The following is a 25,113-nucleotide window of genomic DNA, read 5'->3' on the forward strand; positions in this document are numbered from 1 at the left end:
GCGGTCCCGGACGCGTCGGTGCCTCTCGGACATCGCGCCCACCCCCACTCGGGGCACGGATTCGAGCGAATCGGCACCGTGGCGAGGCTTTGTCGGGCACAATTGCGGATGACCATGCAGGAGGATCCGTGCCGAGAACGCCCCGCGACCGACGACGTACCCGGACGGCCGTCGCCCTCGGCGTCGTCGCCGTCCTCCTCGCCGGCGGTGCGCTCGCGGTGTCGCTCGTGAGCCGCGTCCCGAACGCCGCTGCCGGCCCGTTCGACGGAGCGCAGTTGTACGTCGATCCGTCCTCGCTTGCCGCCCGAGCCGCCGCAGCCGATCCGGCGGCCGCGACCGAGGAACCGACGAGTTCCGCCACGGCCGGGACGAGCGGCGGTTCGAACGGCGACCCGAGCGACGTCGCCCAACAGCTCGCAGCGGCGGAGCGGCTCGCGGCGGAGCCGACCGCGATCTGGCTCGTGCCGGAGCGCTACCCGATCGGAACCGTCCGGGACACCGTCTCCGAGGTCGTCCGGTCCGCCGAGCGCTCCGGGTCCATGCCGGTCTTCACGGTCTACGGCGTGCCGGAGCGGGACTGCGGCAACCAGTCCGCCGGTGGGTTGTCGAGCGACGAGTACCAGGACTGGGTCGCCGAGATCGTCGCCGCCGTCGCGGATCACCGCGTCGCCGTGATCCTCGAACCGGATGCCGTCGCGCTCGCGCCGGACTGCGGTGACCGCACCGCGCGGATGCGGCAACTTGCAGCCGCGACCGAGCAGTTCGCGGACGCATCGGTCCCCGTGTACCTCGACGGCGGCCACTCCGACTGGCGACCGCCCGCCGAGATGGCCGAGCTCCTCCGGGAGGCCGGTGTCGCCGACGCAACGGGCTTCGCCACCAACGTCTCCAACTACAACACGACCGAGGACGAGATCGCCTATGCGGAGGAACTGAGCGGCCTCCTCGACGGCGCCCATTACGTGATCGACACCTCTCGGAACGGCAGTGGCTCGAACGGCGAATGGTGCAACCCGTCCGGCCGGACGGTGGGGCAGCAGCCCCTCACCGCGCAGGCCGAACACCTCGACGCGAACCTCTGGGTGAAAGCCCCCGGCGAGAGCGACGGAGCGTGCAACGGTGGCCCCCTTGCTGGGGTATGGTGGCCGGAGCAGGCCGTGCAACTGGCCAAGGGATTCAGCGCGTGGTGAGTCGGCAACGGCTACATCCGGCACGTCGCTGACGGGTGGAACGGGTAGGGGCATCGTGACCGAAGAGCTGAGCGAACGTCGGACCGCGGTCGTCATCGAAGACGACGCGGACATCCGCCAACTGCTCGAGACCGTTCTCGAGCAGGCCGGATTCGAGACCGTGTCCGCTGCGAACGGTCTGGACGGCGTCGAGGCGGTGCGGAGGCACAACCCCCTCGTCACGACCCTCGACGTCAGCATGCCGGGTATCGACGGCTTCGAGGCTGCCAAGCGCATCCGCGCCATCAGCTCCACCTACATCGTCATGCTGACCGCCCGAGGCGACGAGATCGACACCCTGCAGGGCCTCGACTCCGGCGCCGACGACTACATGACCAAGCCCTTCCGTCCGCGCGAGCTCCGTGCCCGCATCGAGGCGATGCTGCGTCGGCCTCGCGCGAACGGTGATGCTCCGGCCGTCGCCGCGGCGGCACCGGCGCAACCGGCTCCGACCGCGGTCGCGCCGGCTCCCGTCGCTCAGGTCGCGACTCCGCCGCTGCAGCAGCAGGTGTCGTCGCCCGACCCCACGATCGTCCACGAGACCGTCGCGCGTCATGCCGCTCCCGTCGGTCAGTCGGTCGTCCCGATCATCATGCAACCGGCTGCCGCAGCGCCCGACGACGGCGAGGGGTGGCTCGTCCACCGCGGTCTGAAGCTCAGCTCGGCCACCCGCATCGTCGAGGTCGACGGCACCGAGGTCGACCTCACGCGGAGCGAGTTCGACCTGTTGCAGGCACTGATGGAGTCCCGCCGTCGGGTGCGCAGCAAGGCGGACCTCGCGCTCATGCTCCGTGGCGAGAGCTACATCACGGCCTACTACGTCAGCGAAGCCGACAAGCGTGCGATCGAGGTGCATCTCGCCAACCTGCGACGGAAGCTCGCGGACAGCACCGTGGCCCCGCGGTTCATCGAGACGGTGCGCGGCGTCGGCTACCGCATGACCTCCGACGACTGAGACCACCGCGGTCCCGACCGCGACGGAGCCTCGCCGGCGACCAACGACGCCTGGTGGACGGAGCTCAGGATTCCGCTGCGTCTGCCGCGTCGAGTTCGAGCAGTCGTTCGCAGCTGCGGCGGCCGACCTCCTGGAGGGCGGTGTGGATCTCGCGTGCGCGTTCGAGTCGCCCCAGCTCGATCGCCTGGAGACCGGCACTCGCGAGTCCGGCCACCCCGATCACGCCCAGCATGACGCTGGAGGAGCGGATGCTGAGGAGGACGACCTTGGACTCGTCGGTGTCATGCGCGTCGAGCGCCGCTCCCAGACGTGCCAGACGGGTGGGCCACATCTCGACGTAGGTCTGGACGAACCGACGACGACTGCGCAGGTCGCCCGAGAGTTCTCGGAGCAACCTGCGCAGTTCGTCGGCGTCGACCGTGCCCGGGTCGGGGGACGTCACACGCGGTAGCCGCGCTGACGACGGATGAGCTTGCCGAACATGCTGAGCGTCTGCAGCACGGTGATGACGCCGAGGACCGGCCAGCCCGCCCAGAGGATCGTGGACTGGACGACGGGGGAGAGCTGGGTCCAGGCGGCGACGATCGCGATGATGGCGGCGAGGACGAACAGGAGCGGCGCGAGGTGCGCGTTGCCCGAGCCACGTTCTGCCTTCGCCTGCTCGGCCCAGTTGTCGACCTTCTTGTTCGACGCGAACTTCGACCAGGCACGGATGAAGTGGCCCATGCGGATCCACATGTAGAACTCGGCTGGGAAGATGAGGACCGCGAAGAGGATGTCGCGGGCGTTCCGCTTCTTCATCGACAGCGCGATGCGCAGGTTGAGGAAGATCGCGACCAGCGGCGGGATGAGCCACACGGGGCTGAACACGAAGGCGTGGATCGACAGCGACCCGGCGAGCAGCACGACGAAGAGGATGCGCGTGACGATGTTGAGGAGCATCTCCGCGTTCTCGAGCCACCGCAGTCGGAGGTTCGGGTGGAACGGCTGCCCCTTGGTGTCGCCGCGCTGGCCGGGCCACATGAGCTCGATCGCGCCGTAGTTCCACTTGACCTGCTGGGCGTCGAGGGAGCGGACCGTGGTCATCCCGCCGACGTCGGCACGGGCACGGGCGCTGATCTTCGTGAGGTAGCCGGCGCTCTTGATCTGCAGCGACAGGAGCGAGTCCTCCACCTCGGAGTCCTTCACCCACGGGGTGGACTGGTGGTTCTGCTCCATGGCGTCGCGCAGGGCCTGGACGGAGAAGATCGAGTACTGCCCGCCGAGCACGGCCATGTTGCGGCCTCGGAGCATGTTCTGCATGTTGAACGCGGCGAACTGCGTGCGCTGGCCGGCGATGAGGAACGCCGGGACGAGCTGCTTCTTGAACGGCTCGTCGTCGATCGAGAAGATCGCGGAGATGCCGCCGATGCGACTGTCCGAGACGATCTCGGCTTCGAGCGACTCGATCGCGGTCGGGTCGGCGACCGTGTCACCGTCGACACCGAGCAGGTAGTCGTAGCCCTCGACGAGCGTGAAGCCGTAGTTGAGCGCGCCCACCTTCTTGTCGGGGTTCTTCCCGATGTCGTGGATGAACACCTCGGTGAACTGCTCGTAGCCGTCCTCGTCGACCCGGGAGTGCGGGCCGGCGTAGGGCGCGGCGACGTCGACCGACCGGTCCGTGGTGTTGTTGATGACCACATGGATCACATCGGGCATCCGCGTCTGCTCGAGGAGGGACGCGAGCACCGCCGGCAGCGACTCCTCCTCGTTGTAGGCGGGGATGATGCACCCGATGGTCGCGCGGTACTCGGGGAGCGAGTTGACCGAGTCGATGAATTCGTTGGCATACGCTTCAAGTTCGGGCGCGAGAAGCGGCTGCGTCTGAATGTACCGAGGGTCAGGCTGCTGGGCGTTGGGCCGAGAGCTGTCCGGTCGCGCTTCGAGTTCTGACATCAGGGGTCCTGTTCCGAGTGGGTCGAGTGCAACGGTTCGCGCTGCAGTTGCAACTCTGCCGCGTTGGGCGCGGCTTTCGCGCGTGAATGCGATAGCGTCGGCTCAGGATTTCCTCAAGATTCGCGCTGGCCCCAGTTCGTGGGTCATTCGGACCCTCGAGGGTCACTCGATCATCCCTCCGACACCCGCCAGGAGCCTCATGTCGAACCACCCAAGCCCGGTCCGGAACCGGCACGTCAGGCACGCCCTCCAGGCCGCGACCGCCGCCGCGCTCGTCCTCGGGCTGAGCGCCTGCGGGACGCCTCCGTGGGAGGAGCCGGGCGCGCAGCCGACCAGCTCGCCGCGCGTGTCGAAGACACCGAGGCCGACGGTGAGTGCGATCACCAACGAACTCGGGAGCGGGAGTGCCAAGCACACGCTCACGGCGGGCTCCGCCACCCTCACGGTCGACTACTGGTCCACACTGTCGATGGACGCGTGGACCGCGGACGTCAACAAACCGGTGAGCTTCTCGCTCAGCGGCGTGCTCAACCCCGACGACCTCCAGGCGCTCTATCTCTCGCGGGTGACGCTCACCACGACCGTCCACGGACCGAAGGGGCAGCTGGAGTCGCCTGCCCCGTTCACCGACCAGTCGACGGTGGCACCGGGGTACCTCATCAAGGCACCGTACAGCTACAGCCAGACGTTCGTCCTCCCCGAGGTGGACAGCTCCGCGACCGGCGTCACCTTGACGATCACCTACGAGCTGCTGGTGCAGGCGACGCCGACGTCCGCCGAATATGCGAAGCAGACTGCGGTGGACACCCTGACCATCGCGATCGCCCCGCCCGCCTGACCGAGCTCGATCCGATCCGTCAGCGGCCCGTCGGCGAGGACGAGGCGAGGACCGTGCGGTTCCCGCCGGACGCTGCGGCACGCAGGCTGGCGTCGCTGGCGGCACGCGTGAGGACGGCGACGTCGTACCCGAGGTAGTCGGTCAGAGCGATCCCGATGCTGGCCGTCGGGCGCAGGCGCGGCGTGGTCTCGACGGGGTGGTCGAGCAGGCCGTCCTGGATGCCCTTGGCCGCCTGGAGCGCGACGTCGGCGTCCGTTGCGGGGGTCGCGATCAGGAGACACCCCGCGCCGTCCTCGCCGATGTCGGAGAGCGTCGGGCCGTACCGACGGACCGAGGAGATGAACCCCTCGGCGACCTCACTGCTGAACGCTGCTCCGAACGCCGTCTTCATCTCATCGAGGTCGTCGAGCCGGACGTGGAGGATCGCGAGCTGCTCGTCATGGAAGTTCGCCCGTTCCAGCCAGTCGTCGACGATCCGGACGAAGGACTCCTGGAGGAGGACGTCGTCGCCCGTGTACGCGACGATGCTCCCGTGCCGTCGGCTGGCGGGTGCGGCGCGCTCGGCCCGCAGGACCGAGAGCACCACGGTCGCGACGATGAGGAGCGCGATGAGCAGCAGCGAGGCGGCCACGGTCCCGAAGAGCGTCGTGAACAACGAACCGTCCGGCCCCTCCACGAGGAGTGCGACCAGCCGAGCCGCGAAGAACGCCGACGCGATGCCGAGCACGATGGTGAAACCACGGGTGGTCGGGTTGTCCCGCATCGCGCCGACGAGCGTCTCAGCCGCGCCGAGGCCCGCGAAGAGGGCGATGCAGAGGAACGTCGCAGGCGCGCCCGCCCAGGGGCCTCCCGAGGGGCCGGCGGCGAGCGCGGCGACGATCGTGACCGCCGTCCCGATGAGTGAGACCCAGAGCAGACTCGATTTGCCGTTGAAGAGCCGCGCGCCGGACCACAGGGCGGCGATGCTCAGCACGTATCCACCGTTCCCGGCGGCGATCGCCCACCAGGCCTCCTGGCTCAGGGCGCTGACGACGTAGGAGAAGCTGGTGAACATCCCGGCCATGTAGGACACGGACCACACCCTCCCGCTCGCGTCGTCCTTCCGCATGAAGGTGTTGACGATGAACGTCGCGCCGCAGACGAAGATGACGAGCGCGTTGATCACCGCGACGGTCTGGCTGTCGAAGGTCATTCGGTGCCGCCTCTCGGAATACGGACGACCGCGGTCGTGCCCTCACCGAGCACGCTGTGGACGGTGAGGTCGCCGCCGTGCAGACGGACGATGTCCCGACTGATCGCGAGGCCGAGACCGCTGCCGTGCACCGTGGAGTTGCGGACGAGGTCGGAGCGGAAGAACCGCTCGAAGAGCTTCGGTTGGTCCTCCTCGGAGATGCCGATGCCGGTGTCCCGCACGATGACCCAGGCGGTGTCGCCCTCCGCGGTGACACCGACGCTCAGCTCGCCGCCGTCCCGGTTGTACTTGATGCCGTTCGAGAGCAGGTTGTCGACGACCTGCCGGAGGCGGAACGGGTCGGCGAACAACGGCACGGCCTCCTCGTCGTGGCGCACGATGGTGATGCTCCGTTCGGCGGCCACGTGCGCCAACGACTCGACCGAGCGGTCGACGATCTCCCGGAGCTCGCACTCGGAGCGTTCGAGCACCATGGTCCGGTTCACGTCGCGGGAGGCTGCGAGGATGTCCGCGATGAGTTCGAGGAGTCGATCGCCGTTCGTCTGGGCGATCGTGAGCTGCTTCGCGACCCGCGGTGGGAGCCCCGGGTCGTCGAGCGCGAGGTCGAGGTACCCGAGGATCGACGTCAGCGGCGTCCGGAGCTCGTGCGACACGGAGGCCACGAGGTCGTCCCTGGCGCGGATCGCGTTGATCTCGCTCGTGACGTTGCGTGAGACGAGCACCGTGCCGTCGTAGCCGCCCTCGTGGTCGTAGAGGCGGCGGGAGGTGAGGGCGAGGGCGATCCGCTCGGTACCGGGGGCGCCGAGCCACACCGTGAGGTTCTCGAACTCCTCACCACGGCGTGCACGGATGTACGGCTTGTCCTGCGGCTGGAGGAGGGTCAGTCCGTCCTCGGCCCACACCGGGAGTGCGGGATTGACGTCGGACAGCTCGCCGACCTCGTCCTGCAGCCGCGTCTGGAACCGGTTGACCATCGCCCGGGCTCCGATGCGGTCGAAGCGGACGACGCCGAAGTTCACGGCGTTCAGGATCTCCGCGAGGCGGCTCTCCTGGTCCTGTGCACGCCCCAGGGCGGTCTCGAGCTGTCCGGCCTGCTTGTTCAGCAGCACGCGCTGCGCCTCCGTCCGCTTCGCGGTCATCGCGGTGGAGACGGCGACGAACGCGAGGACCGTGGGCAGGATGACGAGCGCCGGCAGGTTGGCGATGGTGATCTGTCCCGGCGTCATCGCGAGCGTGGACCAGCTCGAGGTGCAGACGAGCACGATGGCGGTGATGGCACCTGCGAGGCCGAAGGCCGTCGCCATCCAGATGGTCGGGAAGACCCAGAGGAGTCCCGCGCCGATCAGGGGTTCGCCTTGCCGGATGAGCGCGATGGCGATGATGTCGAGGATCGGGAGCGCGATGAGGAGCCGCGGCACCTGGTGCCACGGCACGATCGGCGCGAGCGCCGTCGCGATGAACGCCAGGATCACCCCGATGTAGAAGAGGACGGAGTTGTCGTCGACGCCCTGGAACAGGAGCGTGGCGAAGAGGATGGCGACGACTGCCAGGCCGAAGAGCAGCTGTGGGAAGGCGCTGTAGCCGGTCATCCGACCGACGCGTCGTGGGACCTCGACCGCGTGCGGGCCCGTTCTCGTGGGCCCGGTGTCCGCGAGACCGGGTGCCGAGGCGGTGTCACCCGACGCCGACGGGCCGGACGGGGGAGTCCGTTCTCCGATCGGCTTCGCGGGCATGGGTTGAGCGTACCTCTGTCGGGGGTGGCGGAACGTCATACTGGGGACGGCTTGCGCCGGTGCGGGGATCCCCTCTAGCGGGTGCCCCAGTCGTAGAGCTGCTTGTGCAGGCGCAGGTAGACGAAGGTCTCCGTTCCGGAGACACCGTCGACGGTGCGGATCTCGTCGTTCAGCAGCGCGATCAGTTCCTCGTCGTCCTCGCAGACCACTTCGACCAGCAGGTCGAAGGAGCCGGCGGTCAGGACGACGTAGTCGACGGCCGACAACGCCGACAGGCGGTCCGCGACCACGCGGGTGTCACCGGTCACCCGGACGCCGATCATCGCCTGTCGGGTGAACCCGAGCTGCATCGGGTCGGTCACCGCGACGATCTGGATGACGCCGGACTCCGTGAGTTTCTGCACCCGTTGCCGCACCGCGGCCTCGCTGAGTCCGACGGCCTTCCCGATCTCGGCGTAGGAGCGGCGTCCGTCGGTCTGGAGCTGCTCGATGATCGCCTTCGAGGTGTCGTCGGGCGGCGCCGCCTTCGCCGGTGCATCGGAGCTCGCTCGTGTCATGCGTCGATCATGACAGCGTGGACGGGTCGCGGCAAGCGGATCCGCAGGACCGACCGACCCCGGCGTCCGGATCCGTCGTCGCCGATCCCCGGACGGAATCCGCCGAGCCGGGTGGGGCGGTCCTGCGGTCGGCCGGTACCGTACTATCGTCGAGGGTGCATCAGCCACCGCCAGCCGTATTAGAGGAGCAGACGTGACCGAGCACGGGCAACGGATCGTCACGCTGCCCGGCGGGCGTCGAGTCTCACTCGCGTGGGCCGGCATGACCGATGTCGGCAAGCGACGCGAGTTGAACGAGGACGCCTTCGTGGCGCTCCCTCCCGTGTTCGCCGTGGCCGACGGCATGGGTGGGCACTCCGCCGGCGAGGTCGCGAGTGCCGCGGTCGCGCACCGCCTGACCAAGGCCACCGAGGGAGCCGAGATCCTCACCGTCGACGGCCTCGTCGACGCGCTGCGCATGGCCGTCGCGGACATGATCGACACCGCGGAGGAGGGCGAACTCGGCATGGGCACCACCGTCACCGGTGTCGTGCTGACGGCCGACGAGGGCGAGGGGCGCGTCGCGGTCTTCAACATCGGCGACTCCAGGGTGTACCGGCTGCAGGACGGCGAGCTGGTTCAGGTCACCGAAGACCACTCGATCGTCCAGGAGCTGATCCGCGCGGGAGCGATCAGCCCGGAGGAGGCGGAGTTCCACCCGAACAGCAACATGATCACCCGGGCCGTCGGACCGTCGGACGACCCCGTGCCTGACGTCGAGCTCTTCCCGATCGAGACCGGTGCCCGATGGCTCGTCTGCTCGGACGGGCTCACGAAGGAACTCACCGACCACGGGATCTGGTACTTCCTGACCGAGGGGGCCACGCCGGTCGACGCGGCCGAACTCCTCCTGCGTGCCGCCCTCGACAACGGCGGACGCGACAACGTCTCGGTCATCGTGCTCGACATCGCGGCGGTCGACGAGAGCGTCGAGCAGCCCGCCTCCTGAGCCCGCTCCACAGCCGCTGCTCGCGCGGGCTTCGCGCCCGGTCGGACCGTCCCGTCAGCCGGTCAGGGCCGCAGGGTGCTCCAGTGGAGCCATGAGCCCTTCGGACGTGACGCCCTCCGCGACCACCTCGCACCGGCCCGCGACGACGCCGGCCCGCCTCCGTGCCCCCAGCCCGCCGGCAGAGCCGCCCACCGGGTCGCTCCCGATCCTCGCAAGTCTCGCCCCGGTCGTCGGGTCGGTCGCCCTGTTCGCGATCACCGGCTCACCCGTGACCCTCGTCTTCGCCGCGCTCGGGCCCCTCATCGCCGTCGCCGGCTACATCGACGCACGCTGGACCAGACGTCGGCGCGGACGGCGGGCGCGCGCGGCGTATGACGCTGCGGCGCAGGAGCTGGAGCAGGACATCGCGCGAGCACACGTCGAGGAACGCGAGGAACTGCGAGCACTCCACCCTGCCGGTCGGCTCCTCGGGGTCATCGACGGACCCGATCGTGCCAGGTGGCGGGTACCGGAGGCCCGCCGCACGCTCGTCTGCGTCGGGCGAGGGGAGACGAGGAGTGCCGTCCGAGTGGACGCGGGGGCGGACGACGACCGATGGGAGTGGGCGGCACGGCTGTCCGAGGCGCCGGTCGTGGTCGAGGCGGTCGAGGGGATCGGCATCGTCGGTGGGAAGGTGTTCGCGCGCGCGGTGGCCCGCAGCATCCTCCTGCAGCTCGCCCGACAGCTCCCGCCGCAGGCAGCGCAGTTCTCCGGTGAGCCCGCGGCTCCCGACGACCGCACCTGGGCGTTCCTCGAGGACCTCCCACACCGTGCGGTCTCGGACCCCGCCGACCCGATGCCCGGTGGGCGACCGGCGGAGCCGACCCTCGTCTCGGTCGTCGAACGCTGGGAAGCGGTCGGGTCCGCCGCGGGGCGATCGGAAGGACGCCCGCCGACCGGCGGTGTACTCGTCGCCCTGTCCGACACTGTCGAGCTCATCCCTACCCGCTGCCGACACCTGCTCGTCCTCGATACCGACGGCCAGACCGTCCTCGCCGACGGTACCGGCGCCTCCACGTCCGTGCCGGTGTCGCCAACCCTGCTCGCGGAGGCCGAAGCGGAACACGTCGTCGAGGCGCTCACCGCCGCCGCACTCACGACGGGGGAGTCCCCGACCCTCTCGAGTCTGCCGACCGACGTCGCCTTCGCGCAGGTGCATCCGGTGCGGGGCCGTCGCCCGTCGGTGGGATCCGACTGGCGGCCCGATGCGCTCCGGGTCGCCGTCGGCACCGGCGTCGAGGGCGTGCAGCTGCTGGACCTCGGAGCGGACGGACCCCATGCACTGGTCGGCGGCACGACCGGGAGCGGCAAGAGCGAGCTGCTCATCACCTGGATCACGGCTCTCGCCGCGCAGTGCTCGCCGCAGGAGCTCTCCCTGCTCCTCGTCGACTGCAAGGGCGGCGCCTCATTCCAAGCGGTGGAGACTCTGCCGCACGTGGTCGGGATGGTGACCGACCTCGAACCGGGAGCGGCGGACCGCGTCGTGTCGAGTCTGCGTGCCGAGCTGCGCCACCGCGAGCGTGTGCTCGCCGGACACGGGGCGCGGCACCTGCTCGACCCCGTGCTCCTGCCGGAGCATCGCCCGGCACGGCTCGTCGTCGTCGTCGACGAGTTCCAGGCACTGCTCGACGCGAGCCCGCACCTCCATCAGGTGTTCGCCGACCTCGCGGCCCGCGGGCGATCACTCGGCCTGCATCTGATCCTCTGCAGTCAGCGTCCTGCGGCGGTCGCCGCCGACGCCATCCTCGCGAACTGCACGCTCCGCCTCTCGCTCCGGGTCACCTCGCGCCCCGACAGCGCCGCGATCCTCGGTGTGCCCGATGCGGCCGCGATCCCGGCCGGAACACCGGGCCGCTGCATCGTCTGGAACGGCGACCGACGACTCGTGTTCCAGTCCGCGGTCACCACGTCCGACGACATCCTCGCGGTCCGTGAGCGCTGGCGCGACGCGCCTGCACCTCGGCGACCATGGCTGGACCCCCTGCCGGCACGCCTGGCCTTGAGCGCTGTCTCGGCGATCGAGGCGGGACGTGCCGGAGGCTCGGAGAGCACCGGTGTCGACTGTCCTCCCGGGGAGGGTATCGTGTTCGGCCTCGCGGACCTCCCCGAGGAGCAGGCACAACGCCCCGCGGTGTGGTGTCCGGAGCACGACGGCTCGCTGCTGGTGCTCGGCACCGGACGTTCCGGTCGAACGACCCTGCTGGACACGCTCGAGGTCGGCGCGCGCGATCGCTTCCGCGTGGAGCGCGTCGGCCAGGATGCCGAGCAGGCCTGGGACACCGTCATGGCGCTGTCGGATCCGCTCCGCCCGACCGAGCGCACCCTCCTGCTCGTCGACGACGTGGAGTCGCTCCTCGCCACCGCCGGGGACGAGCACGGCGCCGCACTCCGCGATGCACTGCTCGGCCTGCTTCGAGACGGGGGACGCCGCGGCATCAGCGTCGTCCTCGTCGCCTCCCGGCTCGGCGGTGTGGTCCACCGGTTCTCGGCTCAGCTGGGCAGCACCCTGGTCCTCCGCCTCGCCGATCGGCAGGATCATCTCGTCGCCGGCGCACCCGCCTCCTGCTTCGATCCACGCCGACCCGCCGGCCGCGCGCACTGGCAGGACTCGGAGGTGCAGATCGCGCTCGCTCCACCGTCGCCGACGTCACCGTCCTCTGCGCCCGGGGTCCACCGCTGGCGGCCGAGCCCGGCACGCGCGACCGTCATCGTCACGCGCGCGACCGGAGCGGTCCGGGCGATGCTGCAGCGCTCGACCGGGACGGAGCTACGCGTGCGGCTCATCGAACCGGCAGCGCAGCTGTTCCCGTCCGCACCGCTCGCGGGCGTCGCGGGCGTCGAGAGCGACGTCCTGGAGGACGACGCCGCGATCGTCGTCCTCGTCGACCCCGAGACGTGGCTGTCGGGCCGGTTGGTCGTCGGGCGAGACCTTCCGCCGAGCACCGCCGGTGCCGACCTGGTGGTCCACGGCTGCTCCGCCGCCGACTTCCGGCAGGTGACCAGGAGCCGTGAACTCCCGCCGCTCCTCGGCTATGCGAGCGGCCGTGCCTGGTGGTGGCGGGCCGGACAGGAGGCGATGCGTGTGGACCTGCTCGGCTCCTGACCCGAAGGCACTGAGGCTGTCGGCCGGGCGATCAGACCGTGGTGACGGCGATCCGGCCGACGACGGCGGCTCCGCCGTGGATGGCCAGGTCGAGTTCCGGCTCGAGGGCGTCGACGGCGGCCGCATCGAGTGCTCCGACCGAGACGAGCAGCCGGAGCGCGACGATCGTCGAGGCCCGGAGCGAGCCGTCGAGGACCTTGAGCGCGACGGTCGCGCCGCCGGGTGCTGACATGACCATCACGCCTTCCGCCCCGAGCTTCGCGAACAGGCCGAGGCGTTCGATGACGAGCGTGTTCGCCCGGCCTGGTCCGTCGAGCGCCCAGCCGTTGGCGAGCACCGCAGCCGTGAGCAGCCCGGCGTTCCGGTACAGGGCGAACGGCGAGGTGGGGGAGGAGTTGACGACGCGTCCGATGCCACGTGCGAGTCCGGTCAAGGAGACGGCGTACACCGGCGCCCCGCAGCCGTCGACCCCGCTGGCGGCGGGCTTCTCGCCGGTGAAGCGCTCGACGGTGTCGCGGACGGCGAGCTGCAACGGATGGTCGGGCTCGAGATACGTCGCCTGGTCCCACCCGTTCTGCGCGCAGGCGAGCAGCATGGCCGCGTGCTTGCCGGAACAGTTCATGTACAGGGGGCTCGTGCCGAGGCCGTCCCGGACCAGCTCGTCGCGGGACGCGCGATCACCGGGCCAATCGGCCGGGCACTGCAACGCCGAGTCTTCGATCCGAGCCCGGCCGAGCATACTGCGCACGACCTGGACGTGCTTCCGGGTGCCCGCATGGCTCGCGGTCGCGAGCACGGCCTGAGCGCCCTCGAGGGACACCCCGGCGTTCATGATCGTGATCGCCTGGAAGGGCTTGAGGCACGAGCGGGGGAAGACCGGTGCGTCCGGTGCTCCGAGGCTCGCGAGGACCTCGCCCTCGGGCCCGAGGACGATCGCCGATCCGGCGTGACGTGACTCGATGAAGCCGCTGCGCTCGACGACGGCCAACTCCACCGCGTCCGCGACGCCGAAGGTCTGGGGGACCGCCGTGTTCACAGTGCTGCGAGCGCCTGATCGATGACCGTCATCGCGTCCGCGATGAGCTCGTCGGAGACGGCGAGGCTCGGGAGGAAACGGAGGACGTTGCCGTAGGTGCCGGCGGTGAGGACGAGCACGCCCTGCTGCGCGGCGGCTGCGGCGATGGCGCTGACGGCGGCCGGGTTGGGCTCCTTCGTCGTCGAGGCGGTACCCGGCTGGACGAGTTCCATCGCGATCATCGCGCCGATGCCGCGGACGTCGCCGATGATGTCGTACTTGCCCTGGAGCTCGAGCAGCGCTGCCGTCAGGGTGGCACCGATGCGATCCGCTTCGGCCAGGAGACCACGGGACTCGATCGACTCGAAGACCGCGACCGACGCGGCACACGCGACGGGGTTGCCGCCGAAGGTGCCGCCGAGGCCGCCGGGCTGGCTCGCGTCCATGATCTCGGCGCGTCCCGTGACCGCGGCGAGCGGAAGACCGCCGGCGATGCCCTTCGCGCTCAGCACGAGGTCGGGGACGAGGCCGAAGTGCGAGCTCGCGAAGTACTCGCCCGTGCGCGCCATGCCGCTCTGGATCTCGTCGGCGATGAACACGACGCCGTTGGCCGTGCACCACTCCTGGAGCGCGGGGAGGTAGCCCTCCGCGGGGACGACGAAGCCGCCCTCGCCCTGGATCGGCTCGACGACGAGGCACGCGAGGTCGGTGGCGCCGATGCGCTTCTCGAGGTAGGCGATGGTGCGGGCCGCAGCCGCAGCTCCGGACAGGCCGTCGTGGTAGGGGTAGGAGTTGGGGGCGTGGTAGACGTCGCCGGCGAACGGACCGTAGCCGGTCGCGTAGGGGGCGGCCTTGTAGTTCATCGCCATCGTGAGGTTGGTGCGACCGTGGTAGCCGTGGTCGAGCACCGCGACAGCCCGCCGACCGGTGTACTTGCGAGCGATCTTCACGCCGTTCTCGACCGCCTCGGCGCCCGAGTTCACGAGCACCGACTTCTTCGCGAAGTCGCCCGGGGTGTGCTCGGCGAGCAGCTCCGCGACGCGCACGTACTCCTCGTAGGGGGTGATCGTGAACAGGGTGTGCAGGACGTCGGCCGCCTGGTTCTGGACGGCGCCGACCACGGAGGACTCCGTGTGGCCGATGGTGGTGACACCGATACCGGCACCGAGGTCGATGAACTGGTTGCCGTCGACGTCGACGACGATCGCGCCGTGCGCGCGCTCGATGTACACCGGGAGGACACTCGACACGCCATCGGACACGACCGCGGTCCGGCGGGCGTGCAGCGCCTGCGAGCGCGGGCCCGGGACGGCCGTCACGATGCGACGCTCCTGCGTCACGCTGGGGGCGGAGGCGGTCGTCTGGTCCGTGGTGTCGAGCGTGTCAGTCATAGTCCTCCAGCGTAGCGCGACCTCCCGACAGCGGGGCCGCGAACGCGGGCCGCTGTGGGGAGGCCAGTGGGATACTGGTGGCATGATCACGGGCCACCACGACTACACCATCGGCGTCCGCTGGGACGGAGACCTCGGGACGGGCACGAGCGGGTACCGGGACTACTCACGGGCGCTCACGGTGACGGCCGCCGGGAAGCACGACCTCGAGGGCTCGGCCGACAAACCGTTCCGCGGCGACCCGGGTCGATGGAACCCCGAGGAGCTGCTCCTCGCGGCCCTCGCCCAGTGCCATCTCCTGTCCTACCTGCACGTCGCCGTGACCCTCGGTGTCGTGGTGACGGCCTACACGGACGACGCCGTCGGGACCATGGTCGAGGACGGCGCGGGCAGCGGTGCGTTCACGGAGGTGGTCCTGCGTCCGCAGGTCACGGTCGCCGATGCGTCGATGGTCGAGGCGGCGCGTGCAGGGCACGCCCGCGCGAACGAGCTGTGCTTCATCGCCAACTCGGTGAACTTCCCGGTCCGTCATGAGCCGACGATCGTCGTCGCGACGACCACCTGAGGAGTGGACCGACGCCGCGGCTCAGAGCCGTTCCGGGCGGAAGGCGCGCTTGATGCGCTCGACGGTGTCGGCGGGCGGCGACTCGTTGTAGGCGTTCGCGAGCTCCTGGCCGGTGAGGGCGTGGATCGCCGCCATGATCTCGTCCGTCGCCTTGCGTCTGGCGCGTCCTGAGGTCGCCGGGCCATGGTGGCTCACGTCGATGGGTTCACCGAAGATCACCGTGACCGGTTTGAACTTCGGGATCGTGGTGCCCACCGGCATGAGGTCGTCGGTGCCGATGAGGCCCACTGGGACGACCGTCGCGCCCGTGGTGAGTGCCAGCCAGGCGACACCGGTCCTGCCGCGGTACAGCCGTCCGTCGAGCGACCGGGTGCCCTCGGGGTAGATGGCGAAGGCCTCGCCGCTCTCGAGGATCCGGCGTCCCTGGTCGAGCGCCTCCTGCGCCGCCTGTCCGACGCCACGTTCGACCCCGACCGCGCCGATCGAGGTGAAGAAGGTGCGCGAGACCCAGCCCTTCAGACCGCGTCCGGTGAAGTAATCGGACTTCGCCAGGAACTGCACCCGTCGTGGCGCGCTGATCGGGATCGCGATGCTGTCGATGAACGAGAGGTGGTTGCTCGCCAGGATGACCGGCCCACGCTTCGGGACGTTCTTCCGACCGATGATCTTGGGGCGGTAGAGCAGCTTCGCCGTCGTGTTCAGGACGGCTCGTCCGAAGTAGTAGACGACACCGGGTTTCGAGGGCGTGGCCACCGTGTCGTCCGTCGACGGTTCGACCGTGGTCTGGTCGGAGGGTTCCTGGGCGCGTCGCTGCGTCTGCTCCTCATCGGCCATGCGCACGACTGTACCCGCCGACGCATGCGCGACCCGGCATACTCACGTGTGACCGCCCACCGCGGATGTTCGGCGCGCTGTCAGCCAGCATGGAGCCTGGTGGGTGAAACTGGACCGACCCCTCAGCAACGACCGAAAGTTCCCCTGTGCGCAAGAGCCTCTGCCTTCTGGCCGTCATCGCGTCCCTCGTGTCGCTGACCGCGTGCAGTTCGGCGACGTCGCAGTCGCAAGCGCTTCCCAGTCCGGGGGAGTGCGCCGACACGAGCGCAGGCAAGGCGTCCAAGGCGATCAGCGTCAGTGGCGACTTCGGCTCGATCCCCGAGGTCACCTTCGCGAAGGGCACCCTCGCCGCAGATACGACCGAACGCACGATCGTGGCCAAGGGCGACGGAGAGCGGGTCGATCCCGGCGACACGACGTTCGTCGAGATGTCGATCTACAACGCCGTGACCGGGTCGATCGTCGCGCAGACCGCCTACGGTGCGAGCCCGGCGACGGCGATCGTGGTCAACGACCAGAAGTACCTGAAGGGCCTCGTCCGCGCCGTCGAGTGCACGAACGTCGGATCGCGCGTCGCGGCGTTCGTCACGGCGGGCGACGGGTTCGGTTCCGCAGGGTCGAGCGACGGCACGGTCCAGGCCGACCAGCCGCTGGTCGTCGTGGCCGACGTCCTCAGCACGGTGCACAGCGACGCCAAGGCGGACGGCGTCCCGCAGGAGCCCGTCGCCGGGATGCCCGCGGTCGAGCTCGACACCGCCGGACGACCCACGGTCACCATCCCCGAGGAGCCCGCTCCGGCCGATCTCCAGGTCGCGGTCCTCAAGCAGGGCGACGGAGCGGTGGTGCAGCCCGACGCCGAGGTCATCATCAACTATCAGGGTGTGAACTGGCGGACCGGCGAGGTCTTCGACGAGAGCTGGGGCAACGGACCGACCAACTTCCAGCTGTCCGCCGTGGTGAAGGGCTTCTCGAGCGCCATCGCCGGCCAGCACATCGGATCGCAGGTCATCGCCGTCATCCCACCCGACCTCGGGTACGGACCGAGCGGCGGCAACAGCCAGGCGGGCATCGAGGCCGACGACACCATCGTGTTCGTCATCGACATCCTCGACGCGAGCAGCACCACGGCTCCCGCCGCGGGCTGAGCGGCCCGCACCGCCGCCGACGTAGACTGACCGCCGTGAGACGCGTCATCATCCTCGGATCAACCGGCTCGATCGGCACGCAGGCACTCGACGTCATCCGGGGTGACCGCGACCGCTTCGAGGTCGTCGGCCTGACGGCCGGCTCGAACGCCGAGCTCCTCGCCGAGCAGGCCGCCGCCTTCCACGTCGACGACACGGCCCTGGGCGCGGCCGACGCCGAGCGGCTCATCCGCAGCGTCGACGCCGACGTGGTGCTGAACGGCATCACGGGCTCCATCGGGCTCGGCCCGACCCTCGCGGCCCTCGAGACGGGCAGGACGCTCGCGCTCGCGAACAAGGAGTCGCTCATCGTCGGTGGCGACCTCGTCCGGCGGATCGCGACACCCGGCCAGATCGTGCCCGTGGACTCCGAGCATTCCGCGATCGCCCAGGCCCTCCGATCCGGCACCGCCACGGAGGTGCGACGGCTCGTCCTGACCGCCTCGGGAGGACCGTTCCGCGGACGGGACCGCGCGTCGCTCGCCGGCGTCACGCCGGCCGAGGCACTCGCCCACCCCACCTGGGACATGGGTCTCGTCGTCACGACGAACTCGGCGACCCTCGTCAACAAGGGTCTCGAGGTGATCGAGGCGCACCTGCTGTTCGACGTCCCATACGACCGCATCGAGGTGACGGTCCACCCGCAGTCGATCGTCCACTCGATGGTCGAGTTCATCGACGGTTCCACCATCGCCCAGGCCTCCCCGCCCGACATGCGGCTCCCCATCTCCCTCGGGCTCGACTGGCCCAACCGGGTCCCAGGCGTCGGCGTCCCGCTCGATTGGACCTCGCGCCAGCAGTGGACGTTCGAGCCCCTCGACCACGAGGCCTTCCCGGCGGTGCGGCTGGCCAAGCTCGTGGGCGGGCAGGGTCGCACCTATCCGGCCGTGTTCAACGCGGCGAACGAGGAGGCCGTTGCGGCCTTCCACGCGGGTCGGCTGGGCTACCTCGGCATCCTCGACACCGTCCGCGCGGTCGTCGACGACCACGAGGCGCCCGAGGGCGAGCTCACCCGGGAGGCGCTCGCGGAGGCGGAGCGCTGGGCGAGGGCTCGCGCGCAGCAGCGCATCGGCTGACCTGCCCGTCCATCGTCGGAAGCTTCCGAGCGGCCGTACAGCCGGCGTGCAGCCGGTGACCCGACCGCGCGAGTAGGGTTACGCCGTGGAATCCGTCCTCCTCTACCTCCTCGGCATCGTGATCGTGCTCGTGGGCCTCATCGTGTCCATCGGGCTGCACGAGGTCGGTCACCTCGTGCCCGCGAAGCTGTTCGGCGTGCGGGTCACCCAGTACATGATCGGCTTCGGTCGCACCATCTGGTCGCGCCGCAAGGGCGAGACCGAGTACGGCGTCAAGATGATCCCGCTCGGCGGCTACATCTCGATGATCGGCATGTTCCCGCCCAAGCAGCCCGGCGGTGCCGCCCGGAACGCCAGCACCGGCTTCTTCGACACGCTGGTCCAGGACGCGCGGGAGGCGAGTGCCGACACGATCGGCGCCGGCGACGAGGAGCGCACCTTCTACCGGTTGCCCGTCTGGAAGCGGATCGTCGTCATGCTCGGCGGGCCGTTCATGAACCTCGTCCTCGCCGTCCTGTTCATCGGTATCGCCGTGTCGGGGTTCGGCGTCCCGCAGCAGAGCAGCACGCTGACCTCGGTGTACGAGTGCGTGTTGCCGTCCACCAGCGACCGCCAGAGCTGTGCAGCGGGGGATCCGCAGGGTCCGGCGGCCGCCGCGGGTTTGAAGCCGGGCGACACGATCCTCTCGATCGACGGCACCCCGATCTCCACCTTCGCCGAGATCTCCGCGGCCGTGCAGGATTCGCCGGGCAAGCCGTTGGCCCTCGAGGTCGCCCGCGGAGAGCAGCGACTCGACCTCACCCTGACGCCGCTGCTGCTCGAGCGGGACGTCGTCGACGCCGAGACCGGCAAGATCGTCACGAACGCCGACGGCTCGGCGAAGACCCATGAGGTCGGCTTCGTCGGCATCACCCCGCAGCAGCAGATGGTGGCGCAGCCCGTCACCACGATCCTGCCGACCGTCGGCGACACGATCGCCCGGACCGCCAACATCATCCTGAACCTGCCCCAGCGACTCATCGACGTCGGGCAGGCCGCGTTCGGATCCGGCGAGCGCGACCCCAACGGGCCGATGAGTGTCGTGGGCGTCGGACGGGTCGTGGGCGAGGTGGTCAGCCTCGACGAGATCCCCGTCGCGTCGAAGGCGGCGACCGTGTTCGGCATCCTCGGGTCGCTCAACGTCGCGCTCTTCGTCTTCAACCTCATCCCCTTGCTGCCCCTCGACGGCGGGCACGTCGCAGCAGCGCTCTGGGAGGCGATCCGTCGCCGCTTCGCGAAGGTCTTCCGACGTCGCGACCCGGGACCGGTGGACGCGGCGAAGCTCATCCCGCTCACCTTCGGCGTGGTGATCGTCCTCGGCGGCATGAGCGCGCTCCTCGTGTACGCCGACATCGTCAAGCCGGTCAACCTCTTCGGCTAGGCCGACGCGACCGGAGCCCGCGGGACCGTCCCATCCCGGTACGGCCGTACTCCCCGGGGAGTACGGTGCAGGCTCCGTGCGGGCGACGCGGCGGCTCCGACCCGCGAGTAGCATGCAGGGATGGCATCGGTCGAGACGGGTTCGGCACCCTGGACGACGCCGAGCGATCGCCGACCCGAACGCCCCGTCTGGCGCCTCTGGGCGCCGGTGGTGGTGTCCTTCCTTGTCCAGGTGCCCGCGACAGCGGTGCTCGCCCTCCACGGTTCCTTCGGCCCGGGTGCCGGTGCCTCGGGGTGGTCCCGTTCCTCGGCAGTCCTCCTGGCACTCGCCGGCGTGCTCTGCCTGCTCGCTGCCAGGCGGTCGCCCGGGCCGACGGTCGCGGCGGTCGCCGTGCTGTCGACCGCCTCGATGCTGACGGGTCCCACCTGGGGCCCTCCCGCCGTGGCGCTGGCGTTCGCCGCGGGTTCCGGCATCGTCCGTGGGGCGCGCGGCTGGGCCTATCCGTCGCTGGGACTCGGGTGGGCGCTCGCCCTGACCGTCGCGCTCGCCGTCGGTTGGAAGGTGTCGGGCTTCCGTGTCGGGGCCACGACCGCCCTCGTCATCGTCGCCGTCCTCCTCGCCGAGGGACTCCGCACCCGGCGCGAACAGCTCGACGCGGATCGCCGGCGTCAAGGTGAACGCCGGGCGTCCGCCGCGCAGGAGGAGCGCGTGCGCATCGCCCGTGAGCTGCACGACGTGGTCGCCCACTCGCTCGCGCAGATCACCGTCCAGGCCGGCATGGGCCTGCATCTCATGGACACCCAGCCCGAACGTGCCAGGGAGGCTCTGACGAACATCAAGGGGTCGAGCAAGGCGTCGCTCGACGAGGTCCGTGGCCTCCTCGACGTCCTCCGTGGTGCCGATGCGGCCCAGGATCCCACGACCGGCGCGCCGAGGCGACCGGGGCCGGATCTCGAGGCACTACCAGTCCTCGTCCAGTCCCTCCGAGACCAGGGCGTCGACGCGGTACTCGAGCTGCGCCTCGTCTCCACGCCCGGCGCGGCCGTGCAGCAGGCGCTGTACCGGATCGCGCAGGAGAGCGTCACGAACGTCCTCCGGCACGCGCAGGCCGGACGGGTCTGCGTCGAGCTCGTCGAGGTCGACGGCACCTATCGCCTGCTCGTGGAGGACGACGGGGTCGGTGCCCCACCCGGACCCGCGGAGCACGGCAACGGCCTCCTCGGCATGACCGAGCGCGCCGAGCTCCTCGGCGGCACCCTCGAGACCGGGCGGAGTCCGCTCGGCGGCTTCCGTGTCACGGCCCGGGTGCCGGTCCGAGGCGTCGCATGATCCGCGTGGTCGTCGCCGACGACCAGGCACTCATCCGCGGCGGGTTCCGCGCCCTCCTCGACGCGGAGCCCGACATCGCGGTCGTCGGTGAGGCGGCCGGTGGGGACGAGGCGCTCATCGTCGTCCGTCGGGAACGACCGGACGTGGTGCTCATGGACATCAGGATGCCCGGAGGCGACGGCCTGGCCGCCACCGAGGCCATCGTCGCGGATCCGGCGCTCGAGGCCACCCGCATCATCGTCGTCACCACCTTCGAGCTCGACGAGTACGTCGCGCAGGCGATCCGGGCAGGCGCGAGCGGCTTCCTCGTGAAGGACACCGAGCCGGCCGAGCTCATCCGGGCCGTCCGAGTGGTCGCGTCGGGTGATGCCCTGCTGTCGCCCGGGGTCACGAGGCGGCTGCTCACCCAGGTCGCCGGAGCGATCACCGCGCCGCTCGACGACGCCGTGATCGCCGGGCTCACGGAGCGCGAACGCGAGGTGCTGGGTCTCGTCGGACGCGGACTCACCAACGAGGAGATCGGAGGGGCGCTGTTCCTCAGCCCGCTCACGGCGAAGACCCACGTGTCGCGCATCATGTCGAAGCTCGCCGCGCGCGACCGGGTCCGCCTCGTCGTCATCGCCTACGAGACCGGGCTCGTCAGTCCCGGCGTCTGAGCGACCGGTGGTCGTACTCCCAGGGGAGTCAAGTGATCCGTCCCGTCGTCGGATGCCCTCGGCCACCATCCGGAGGAGGCTCGGGGTCGTGATGCGGACGACGGTCGTCGTCCGCCCGACGAACGGAGTCCTCCATGTCCACCTCCCTGATCGTGCTCGCCGCGACCGCCATGCATCCCGGCGGTCCCGGACCAGGCTTCCACCTCCTCTGGCTGCTGCTCATCCCCGCGTTCTGGATCGCCGTGATCGTCCTCATCGTCGCGCTCGTCGGTCGGCGGTGGCGTCGCCGAGCCTGGTCCGGGGCGTCCCCGGACGGCCACCAGGGCCCGCCGTGGGCCTGGCGCCAGGACGGGTCGCGGAGCGCCGAGCAGACGCTCGCCGAGCGCTTCGCCCAGGGCGACATCGACGAGGTCGAGTACCGGGAACGGCTCGGCGTCCTGCGAGCGAATCGCGAGGCACCGCCCGCCCGTTGACCGTGGATCGCGACGTCCCAGCAGGCATTCAGCTCACGGGGAGCCTGCGGGGCGTCGCGCGCGTAAGCTGAGGCTCGTGGTAGCTATCAATCTGGGTCTTCCGTCGGTTCCCGAGACGCTCAGCCCGCGGCGCAAGTCGCGACAGATCAAGGTCGGCAAGGTGCTCGTCGGCGGCGATGCCCCGGTGAGCGTCCAGTCGATGACGACGACCCAGACGACCAACATCAACGCGACCCTCCAACAGATCGCCGAGCTCACGGCCTCGGGCTGCGACATCGTCCGCGTGGCCGTCCCGACCCGCGACGACGCCGAGGTGCTGCCGATCATCGCGAAGAAGAGTCAGATCCCGGTGATCGCCGACATCCACTTCCAGCCCGCCTACGTCTACGCCGCGATCGACGCAGGGTGCGCGGCCGTCCGGGTCAATCCCGGCAACATCCGGAAGTTCGACGACCAGGTCGGCGAGATCGCCCGGCGCGCGAAGGCCGCTGGCGTCTCCCTCCGCATCGGTGTCAACGCCGGTTCCCTCGACCCGCGGCTGCTGCAGAAGTACGGCAAGGCGACCCCAGAAGCGCTCGTCGAGAGCGCCGTCTGGGAGGCGAGCCTCTTCGAGGAGCACGACTTCCACGACTTCAAGATCTCCGTCAAGCACAACGACCCGGTCGTCATGGTGAAGGCCTACCGGCTGCTCGCCGAGCGCGGTGACTGGCCGCTGCACCTCGGCGTGACGGAGGCCGGTCCCTCCTTCCAAGGCACGATCAAGAGCGCGACCGCCTTCGGCATCCTGCTCTCCGAGGGCATCGGCGACACCATCCGTGTCTCGCTCTCCGCGCCGCCGGCGGAGGAGATCAAGGTCGGGCTGCAGATCCTGCAGTCGCTGAACCTCCGCGAGCGCAAGCTCGAGATCGTCTCCTGCCCGAGCTGTGGGCGCGCGCAGGTCGACGTCTACAAGCTCGCGAACGACGTGACCGACGGCCTCGAGGGGATGAGCGTCCCACTGCGCGTCGCCGTCATGGGCTGCGTCGTGAACGGCCCCGGAGAGGCACGCGAAGCCGACCTCGGCGTCGCGAGCGGCAACGGCAAGGGCCAGATCTTCGTCAAGGGCGAGGTCATCAAGACCGTGCCGGAATCGGAGATCGTCGCGACGCTCATCCAGGAGGCCAACCGCCTGGCCGCCGAGATGCCCGCCGACGACACCTCCACGGGCGCACCGGTGGTGACGGTCGGCTCCAACTGAGCCTGGAGCGTCGCCCGACCGGTCTCCGGTCGAGCGGCGCTCCCGTCAGCGGGCCGTGCGGTGACGAGCCCCGTGCGGAGCGCGCACCGGTGTCTCCGTCTCGATCGGCGCGAGCCGACGGGAGGGGATCGGTTGGCGCTCGGCCGGCTGGACGCCACGAGCGCGACGGACCAGACGGCGAGCGATCTGCAGTGGCCGCCCGACGACGAAGGCGACCGTGCCCAGCGCGCTCGTGTCGGCCCGCCCGAACGCCCGACGCCGCTCCCAACCGGTGCGGAGCATGCCGCCGCGACTCTGTCGTGCCCGAGGACGGATCGGCAGGGTCCCGAGGTCGCGCGCGGCGAACGCCTCCTCCGACCGCTGGATCCAGTCGTCCTCTTCGGCGGGGTGGAAGTAGTTCTGCTGCAGCCAGTCCGGGTTCGGGTGCCGGAACCGGGCGGCCATGAGGTCGTCCTTGGAAGCCAACAGCCCGCTGCCCTCGAAGACGGTGTTGATAAGTGCCGGGTCCACACCGAAGTCGTCGAGCAGGATGACCGGGACCCCGGCCGCGATGGCCTCGATCGCGGCGGTGGAACTCACGGTGACGAGCCCGGCCGCGTGGCCGAGGTGGACCGCCATCGACCCGGTGGCGACCCGCAGGTTGTCGGGTGTCGGACCGGTCAGGAGGGTGTCGAAGGGGTAGTGCTCGTGATGGGTCTGCGGGTCGCCGGCGAGGCCGCGCACCTTGATCACGACGTCGAGGTCGCGGTGCCGGTTCGCGAGGGTCCGCAGCCAGGAGAGGATCCGGAGACGGTCGCCGCGATCGGCCGGGACGGTGGCCTGGGCGGCGAAGACGACCCGGGTACGCGGGGCGGGCTCGGCCGGTGACTCGGTCGCCGGGTCCGTCAGGAACGGCAGGGTCGCGAGCGCGAACGCCGGTTCGACCCCGTGCGTCAGCGCGAGTTCACGGTAGGCGGCGACCTCGCGGTGGCTGTGCAGGACGAAGACGTCCGCCTGCGCGCGGAGGAAGATCCCCTTCCACTTCGCCGGGATGGAGATGCCGGGCAGACCGGTGAGCAGCACTGGGCGGGTGGCGCGCCCGAGCGCGAGGAGTTCCGAGATGACGACCTCGGCGACCGGCCCACGCGTGGAGACGAACACGCCGTCCGGCTGCTCGGTCCGGATGAGGTCGACGAGTCGTCGGAGCGACAGGCGACGGACGGTCCGCCCCTCGAACGCCGTGTGGAGCAGAGCGATGTCCACTTGCCGGTCGGTGGCGGACACGTCGCTCTCGATGAGGACGAGGTCGACGTCCCAGCCGGTCGCGCGGGAGAGGGTGGCGGCGCCCCACTTCACGAAGGAGTCGGAGTCCACCACCCCGATCA

Annotated in this window: 22 protein-coding genes; 13 read left to right on the forward strand and 9 right to left on the reverse strand. The window is 70.3% G+C overall.

All coding sequences use genetic code 11. The features are described from left to right. The first annotated feature begins 128 nt into the window (after positions 1-128). Both IFU11_RS07355 and IFU11_RS07360 read left to right on the forward strand, forming a co-directional pair. Positions 129-1,190 carry a glycoside hydrolase family 6 protein gene (locus IFU11_RS07355; RefSeq protein WP_161578601.1) on the forward strand — a complete coding sequence of 354 codons (1,062 nt, stop codon included), beginning with the start codon at positions 129-131 and terminating at the stop codon, positions 1,188-1,190. 55 nt (positions 1,191-1,245) lie between these two features. Continuing rightward, positions 1,246-2,184, forward strand: a complete 939-nt coding sequence (locus tag IFU11_RS07360; RefSeq protein ID WP_371742739.1) for a response regulator transcription factor — start codon at positions 1,246-1,248, stop codon at positions 2,182-2,184. A gap of 64 nt (positions 2,185-2,248) precedes the next feature. Here IFU11_RS07360 and IFU11_RS07365 read toward each other — a convergent pair whose 3' ends face one another. Together IFU11_RS07365 and IFU11_RS07370 are read right to left on the reverse strand one after the other, a co-directional pair. Further along, positions 2,249-2,626: a hypothetical protein gene (locus IFU11_RS07365; protein ID WP_137243289.1), complete on the reverse strand. Its 378-nt coding sequence runs from the start codon at positions 2,624-2,626 to the stop codon at positions 2,249-2,251. Continuing rightward, on the reverse strand, positions 2,623-4,119 hold the full coding sequence (locus tag IFU11_RS07370) for a glycosyltransferase (RefSeq protein ID WP_079707182.1): 1,497 nt from the start codon (positions 4,117-4,119) through the stop codon (positions 2,623-2,625). Before IFU11_RS07370 ends, IFU11_RS07365 begins: the two co-directional genes overlap by 4 nt. Before the next feature lie 199 nt (positions 4,120-4,318). On the opposite strand from IFU11_RS07370, the gene IFU11_RS07375 reads away from it, so the two are divergent. Further along, entirely contained in the window at positions 4,319-4,957 is a 639-nt protein-coding gene (locus IFU11_RS07375; RefSeq protein ID WP_244631687.1) for a hypothetical protein, read from the forward strand. 19 nt (positions 4,958-4,976) lie between these two features. Here the strand turns inward: IFU11_RS07375 and IFU11_RS07380 are convergent, their stop codons facing one another. The 3 genes from IFU11_RS07380 to IFU11_RS07390 all read right to left on the reverse strand — a co-directional run bounded on the left by IFU11_RS07380 (position 4,977) and on the right by IFU11_RS07390 (position 8,439). After that, positions 4,977-6,149, reverse strand: coding sequence for a diguanylate cyclase domain-containing protein (locus tag IFU11_RS07380; RefSeq protein ID WP_079707181.1), 1,173 nt, complete (start codon positions 6,147-6,149; stop codon positions 4,977-4,979). After that, positions 6,146-7,882 (reverse strand): sensor histidine kinase, encoded by a 1,737-nt coding sequence (locus IFU11_RS07385; RefSeq protein ID WP_192018556.1) that lies wholly within the window; start codon positions 7,880-7,882, stop codon positions 6,146-6,148. The genes IFU11_RS07380 and IFU11_RS07385 overlap by 4 nt, the downstream gene beginning before the upstream one ends. Positions 7,883-7,956: 74 nt before the next feature. Further along, a complete protein-coding gene (locus IFU11_RS07390; RefSeq protein WP_064295326.1) occupies positions 7,957-8,439 on the reverse strand; it encodes an Lrp/AsnC family transcriptional regulator in 483 nt (160 codons plus the stop codon). Between the two features lie 193 nt (positions 8,440-8,632). On the opposite strand from IFU11_RS07390, the gene IFU11_RS07395 reads away from it, so the two are divergent. Further along, on the forward strand, positions 8,633-9,427 hold the full coding sequence (locus IFU11_RS07395) for a PP2C family protein-serine/threonine phosphatase (protein ID WP_229939081.1): 795 nt from the start codon (positions 8,633-8,635) through the stop codon (positions 9,425-9,427). A gap of 91 nt (positions 9,428-9,518) precedes the next feature. Continuing rightward, positions 9,519-12,569, forward strand: a complete 3,051-nt coding sequence (locus IFU11_RS07400) for an FtsK/SpoIIIE domain-containing protein (protein WP_192018557.1) — start codon at positions 9,519-9,521, stop codon at positions 12,567-12,569. Between the two features lie 31 nt (positions 12,570-12,600). Here IFU11_RS07400 and IFU11_RS07405 read toward each other — a convergent pair whose 3' ends face one another. Further along, a complete protein-coding gene (locus tag IFU11_RS07405) occupies positions 12,601-13,605 on the reverse strand; it encodes an asparaginase (protein ID WP_192018558.1) in 1,005 nt (334 codons plus the stop codon). Continuing rightward, on the reverse strand, positions 13,602-14,975 hold the full coding sequence (gabT, locus tag IFU11_RS07410) for a 4-aminobutyrate--2-oxoglutarate transaminase (protein ID WP_192018559.1): 1,374 nt from the start codon (positions 14,973-14,975) through the stop codon (positions 13,602-13,604). Before gabT ends, IFU11_RS07405 begins: the two co-directional genes overlap by 4 nt. An 82-nt stretch (positions 14,976-15,057) precedes the next feature. On the opposite strand from gabT, the gene IFU11_RS07415 reads away from it, so the two are divergent. Beyond that, positions 15,058-15,540, forward strand: coding sequence for an OsmC family protein (locus IFU11_RS07415; protein ID WP_192018560.1), 483 nt, complete (start codon positions 15,058-15,060; stop codon positions 15,538-15,540). Between the two features lie 21 nt (positions 15,541-15,561). On the opposite strand, the gene IFU11_RS07420 is transcribed toward IFU11_RS07415, so the two are convergent. Next, positions 15,562-16,374 (reverse strand): lysophospholipid acyltransferase family protein, encoded by an 813-nt coding sequence (locus IFU11_RS07420; RefSeq protein ID WP_138944661.1) that lies wholly within the window; start codon positions 16,372-16,374, stop codon positions 15,562-15,564. Positions 16,375-16,520: 146 nt separating this feature from the next. Here IFU11_RS07420 and IFU11_RS20740 point away from each other — a divergent pair, with 146 nt between their 5' ends. The 7 genes from IFU11_RS20740 (at position 16,521) to ispG (ending at position 23,749) form a co-directional block, all read left to right on the forward strand. Next, complete coding sequence (locus IFU11_RS20740) at positions 16,521-17,519, forward strand: FKBP-type peptidyl-prolyl cis-trans isomerase (protein WP_079707174.1); 999 nt, start codon at positions 16,521-16,523, stop codon at positions 17,517-17,519. 35 nt (positions 17,520-17,554) lie between these two features. After that, positions 17,555-18,634 carry a 1-deoxy-D-xylulose-5-phosphate reductoisomerase gene (locus IFU11_RS07430; protein ID WP_079707173.1) on the forward strand — a complete coding sequence of 360 codons (1,080 nt, stop codon included), beginning with the start codon at positions 17,555-17,557 and terminating at the stop codon, positions 18,632-18,634. An 85-nt stretch (positions 18,635-18,719) separates the two neighbouring features. Then, a complete protein-coding gene (locus IFU11_RS07435) occupies positions 18,720-20,054 on the forward strand; it encodes a M50 family metallopeptidase (RefSeq protein WP_079707172.1) in 1,335 nt (444 codons plus the stop codon). A 120-nt stretch (positions 20,055-20,174) separates the two neighbouring features. Further along, complete coding sequence (locus IFU11_RS07440; protein ID WP_192018561.1) at positions 20,175-21,383, forward strand: sensor histidine kinase; 1,209 nt, start codon at positions 20,175-20,177, stop codon at positions 21,381-21,383. Then, positions 21,380-22,039 carry a response regulator gene (locus IFU11_RS07445; protein WP_192018562.1) on the forward strand — a complete coding sequence of 220 codons (660 nt, stop codon included), beginning with the start codon at positions 21,380-21,382 and terminating at the stop codon, positions 22,037-22,039. The genes IFU11_RS07440 and IFU11_RS07445 overlap by 4 nt, the downstream gene beginning before the upstream one ends. A 134-nt stretch (positions 22,040-22,173) precedes the next feature. Next, positions 22,174-22,512: an SHOCT domain-containing protein gene (locus tag IFU11_RS07450; RefSeq protein ID WP_138944658.1), complete on the forward strand. Its 339-nt coding sequence runs from the start codon at positions 22,174-22,176 to the stop codon at positions 22,510-22,512. Positions 22,513-22,588: 76 nt separating this feature from the next. Beyond that, on the forward strand, positions 22,589-23,749 hold the full coding sequence (gene ispG / locus IFU11_RS07455) for a flavodoxin-dependent (E)-4-hydroxy-3-methylbut-2-enyl-diphosphate synthase (RefSeq protein WP_064295337.1): 1,161 nt from the start codon (positions 22,589-22,591) through the stop codon (positions 23,747-23,749). Positions 23,750-23,794: 45 nt separating this feature from the next. On the opposite strand, the gene IFU11_RS07460 is transcribed toward ispG, so the two are convergent. Then, positions 23,795-25,102, reverse strand: a complete 1,308-nt coding sequence (locus IFU11_RS07460) for a DUF6716 putative glycosyltransferase (protein ID WP_207185352.1) — start codon at positions 25,100-25,102, stop codon at positions 23,795-23,797. Positions 25,103-25,113 lie beyond the last annotated feature (11 nt).

It is taken from the genome of Plantibacter sp. CFBP 8804 (assembly GCF_014841225.1).
GTDB classification, from domain to species: domain Bacteria; phylum Actinomycetota; class Actinomycetes; order Actinomycetales; family Microbacteriaceae; genus Plantibacter; species Plantibacter auratus.

Excerpts from the sequence above, each read along its gene's own strand:
- IFU11_RS07370 (WP_079707182.1), bottom strand. The coding sequence starts at position 4,119 with ATGTCAGAACTCGAAGCGCGACCGGACAGCTCTCGGCCCAACGCCCAG.
- IFU11_RS07375 (WP_244631687.1), top strand. The coding sequence starts at position 4,319 with ATGTCGAACCACCCAAGCCCGGTCCGGAACCGGCACGTCAGGCACGCC.
- IFU11_RS07380 (WP_079707181.1), bottom strand. The coding sequence starts at position 6,149 with ATGACCTTCGACAGCCAGACCGTCGCGGTGATCAACGCGCTCGTCATC.
- IFU11_RS07385 (WP_192018556.1), bottom strand. The coding sequence starts at position 7,882 with ATGCCCGCGAAGCCGATCGGAGAACGGACTCCCCCGTCCGGCCCGTCG.
- IFU11_RS07390 (WP_064295326.1), bottom strand. The coding sequence starts at position 8,439 with ATGACACGAGCGAGCTCCGATGCACCGGCGAAGGCGGCGCCGCCCGAC.
- IFU11_RS07400 (WP_192018557.1), top strand. The coding sequence starts at position 9,519 with ATGAGCCCTTCGGACGTGACGCCCTCCGCGACCACCTCGCACCGGCCC.
- gabT (WP_192018559.1), bottom strand. The coding sequence starts at position 14,975 with ATGACTGACACGCTCGACACCACGGACCAGACGACCGCCTCCGCCCCC.
- IFU11_RS07415 (WP_192018560.1), top strand. The coding sequence starts at position 15,058 with ATGATCACGGGCCACCACGACTACACCATCGGCGTCCGCTGGGACGGA.
- IFU11_RS07420 (WP_138944661.1), bottom strand. The coding sequence starts at position 16,374 with ATGGCCGATGAGGAGCAGACGCAGCGACGCGCCCAGGAACCCTCCGAC.
- IFU11_RS07440 (WP_192018561.1), top strand. The coding sequence starts at position 20,175 with ATGGCATCGGTCGAGACGGGTTCGGCACCCTGGACGACGCCGAGCGAT.
- IFU11_RS07445 (WP_192018562.1), top strand. The coding sequence starts at position 21,380 with ATGATCCGCGTGGTCGTCGCCGACGACCAGGCACTCATCCGCGGCGGG.
- IFU11_RS07450 (WP_138944658.1), top strand. The coding sequence starts at position 22,174 with ATGTCCACCTCCCTGATCGTGCTCGCCGCGACCGCCATGCATCCCGGC.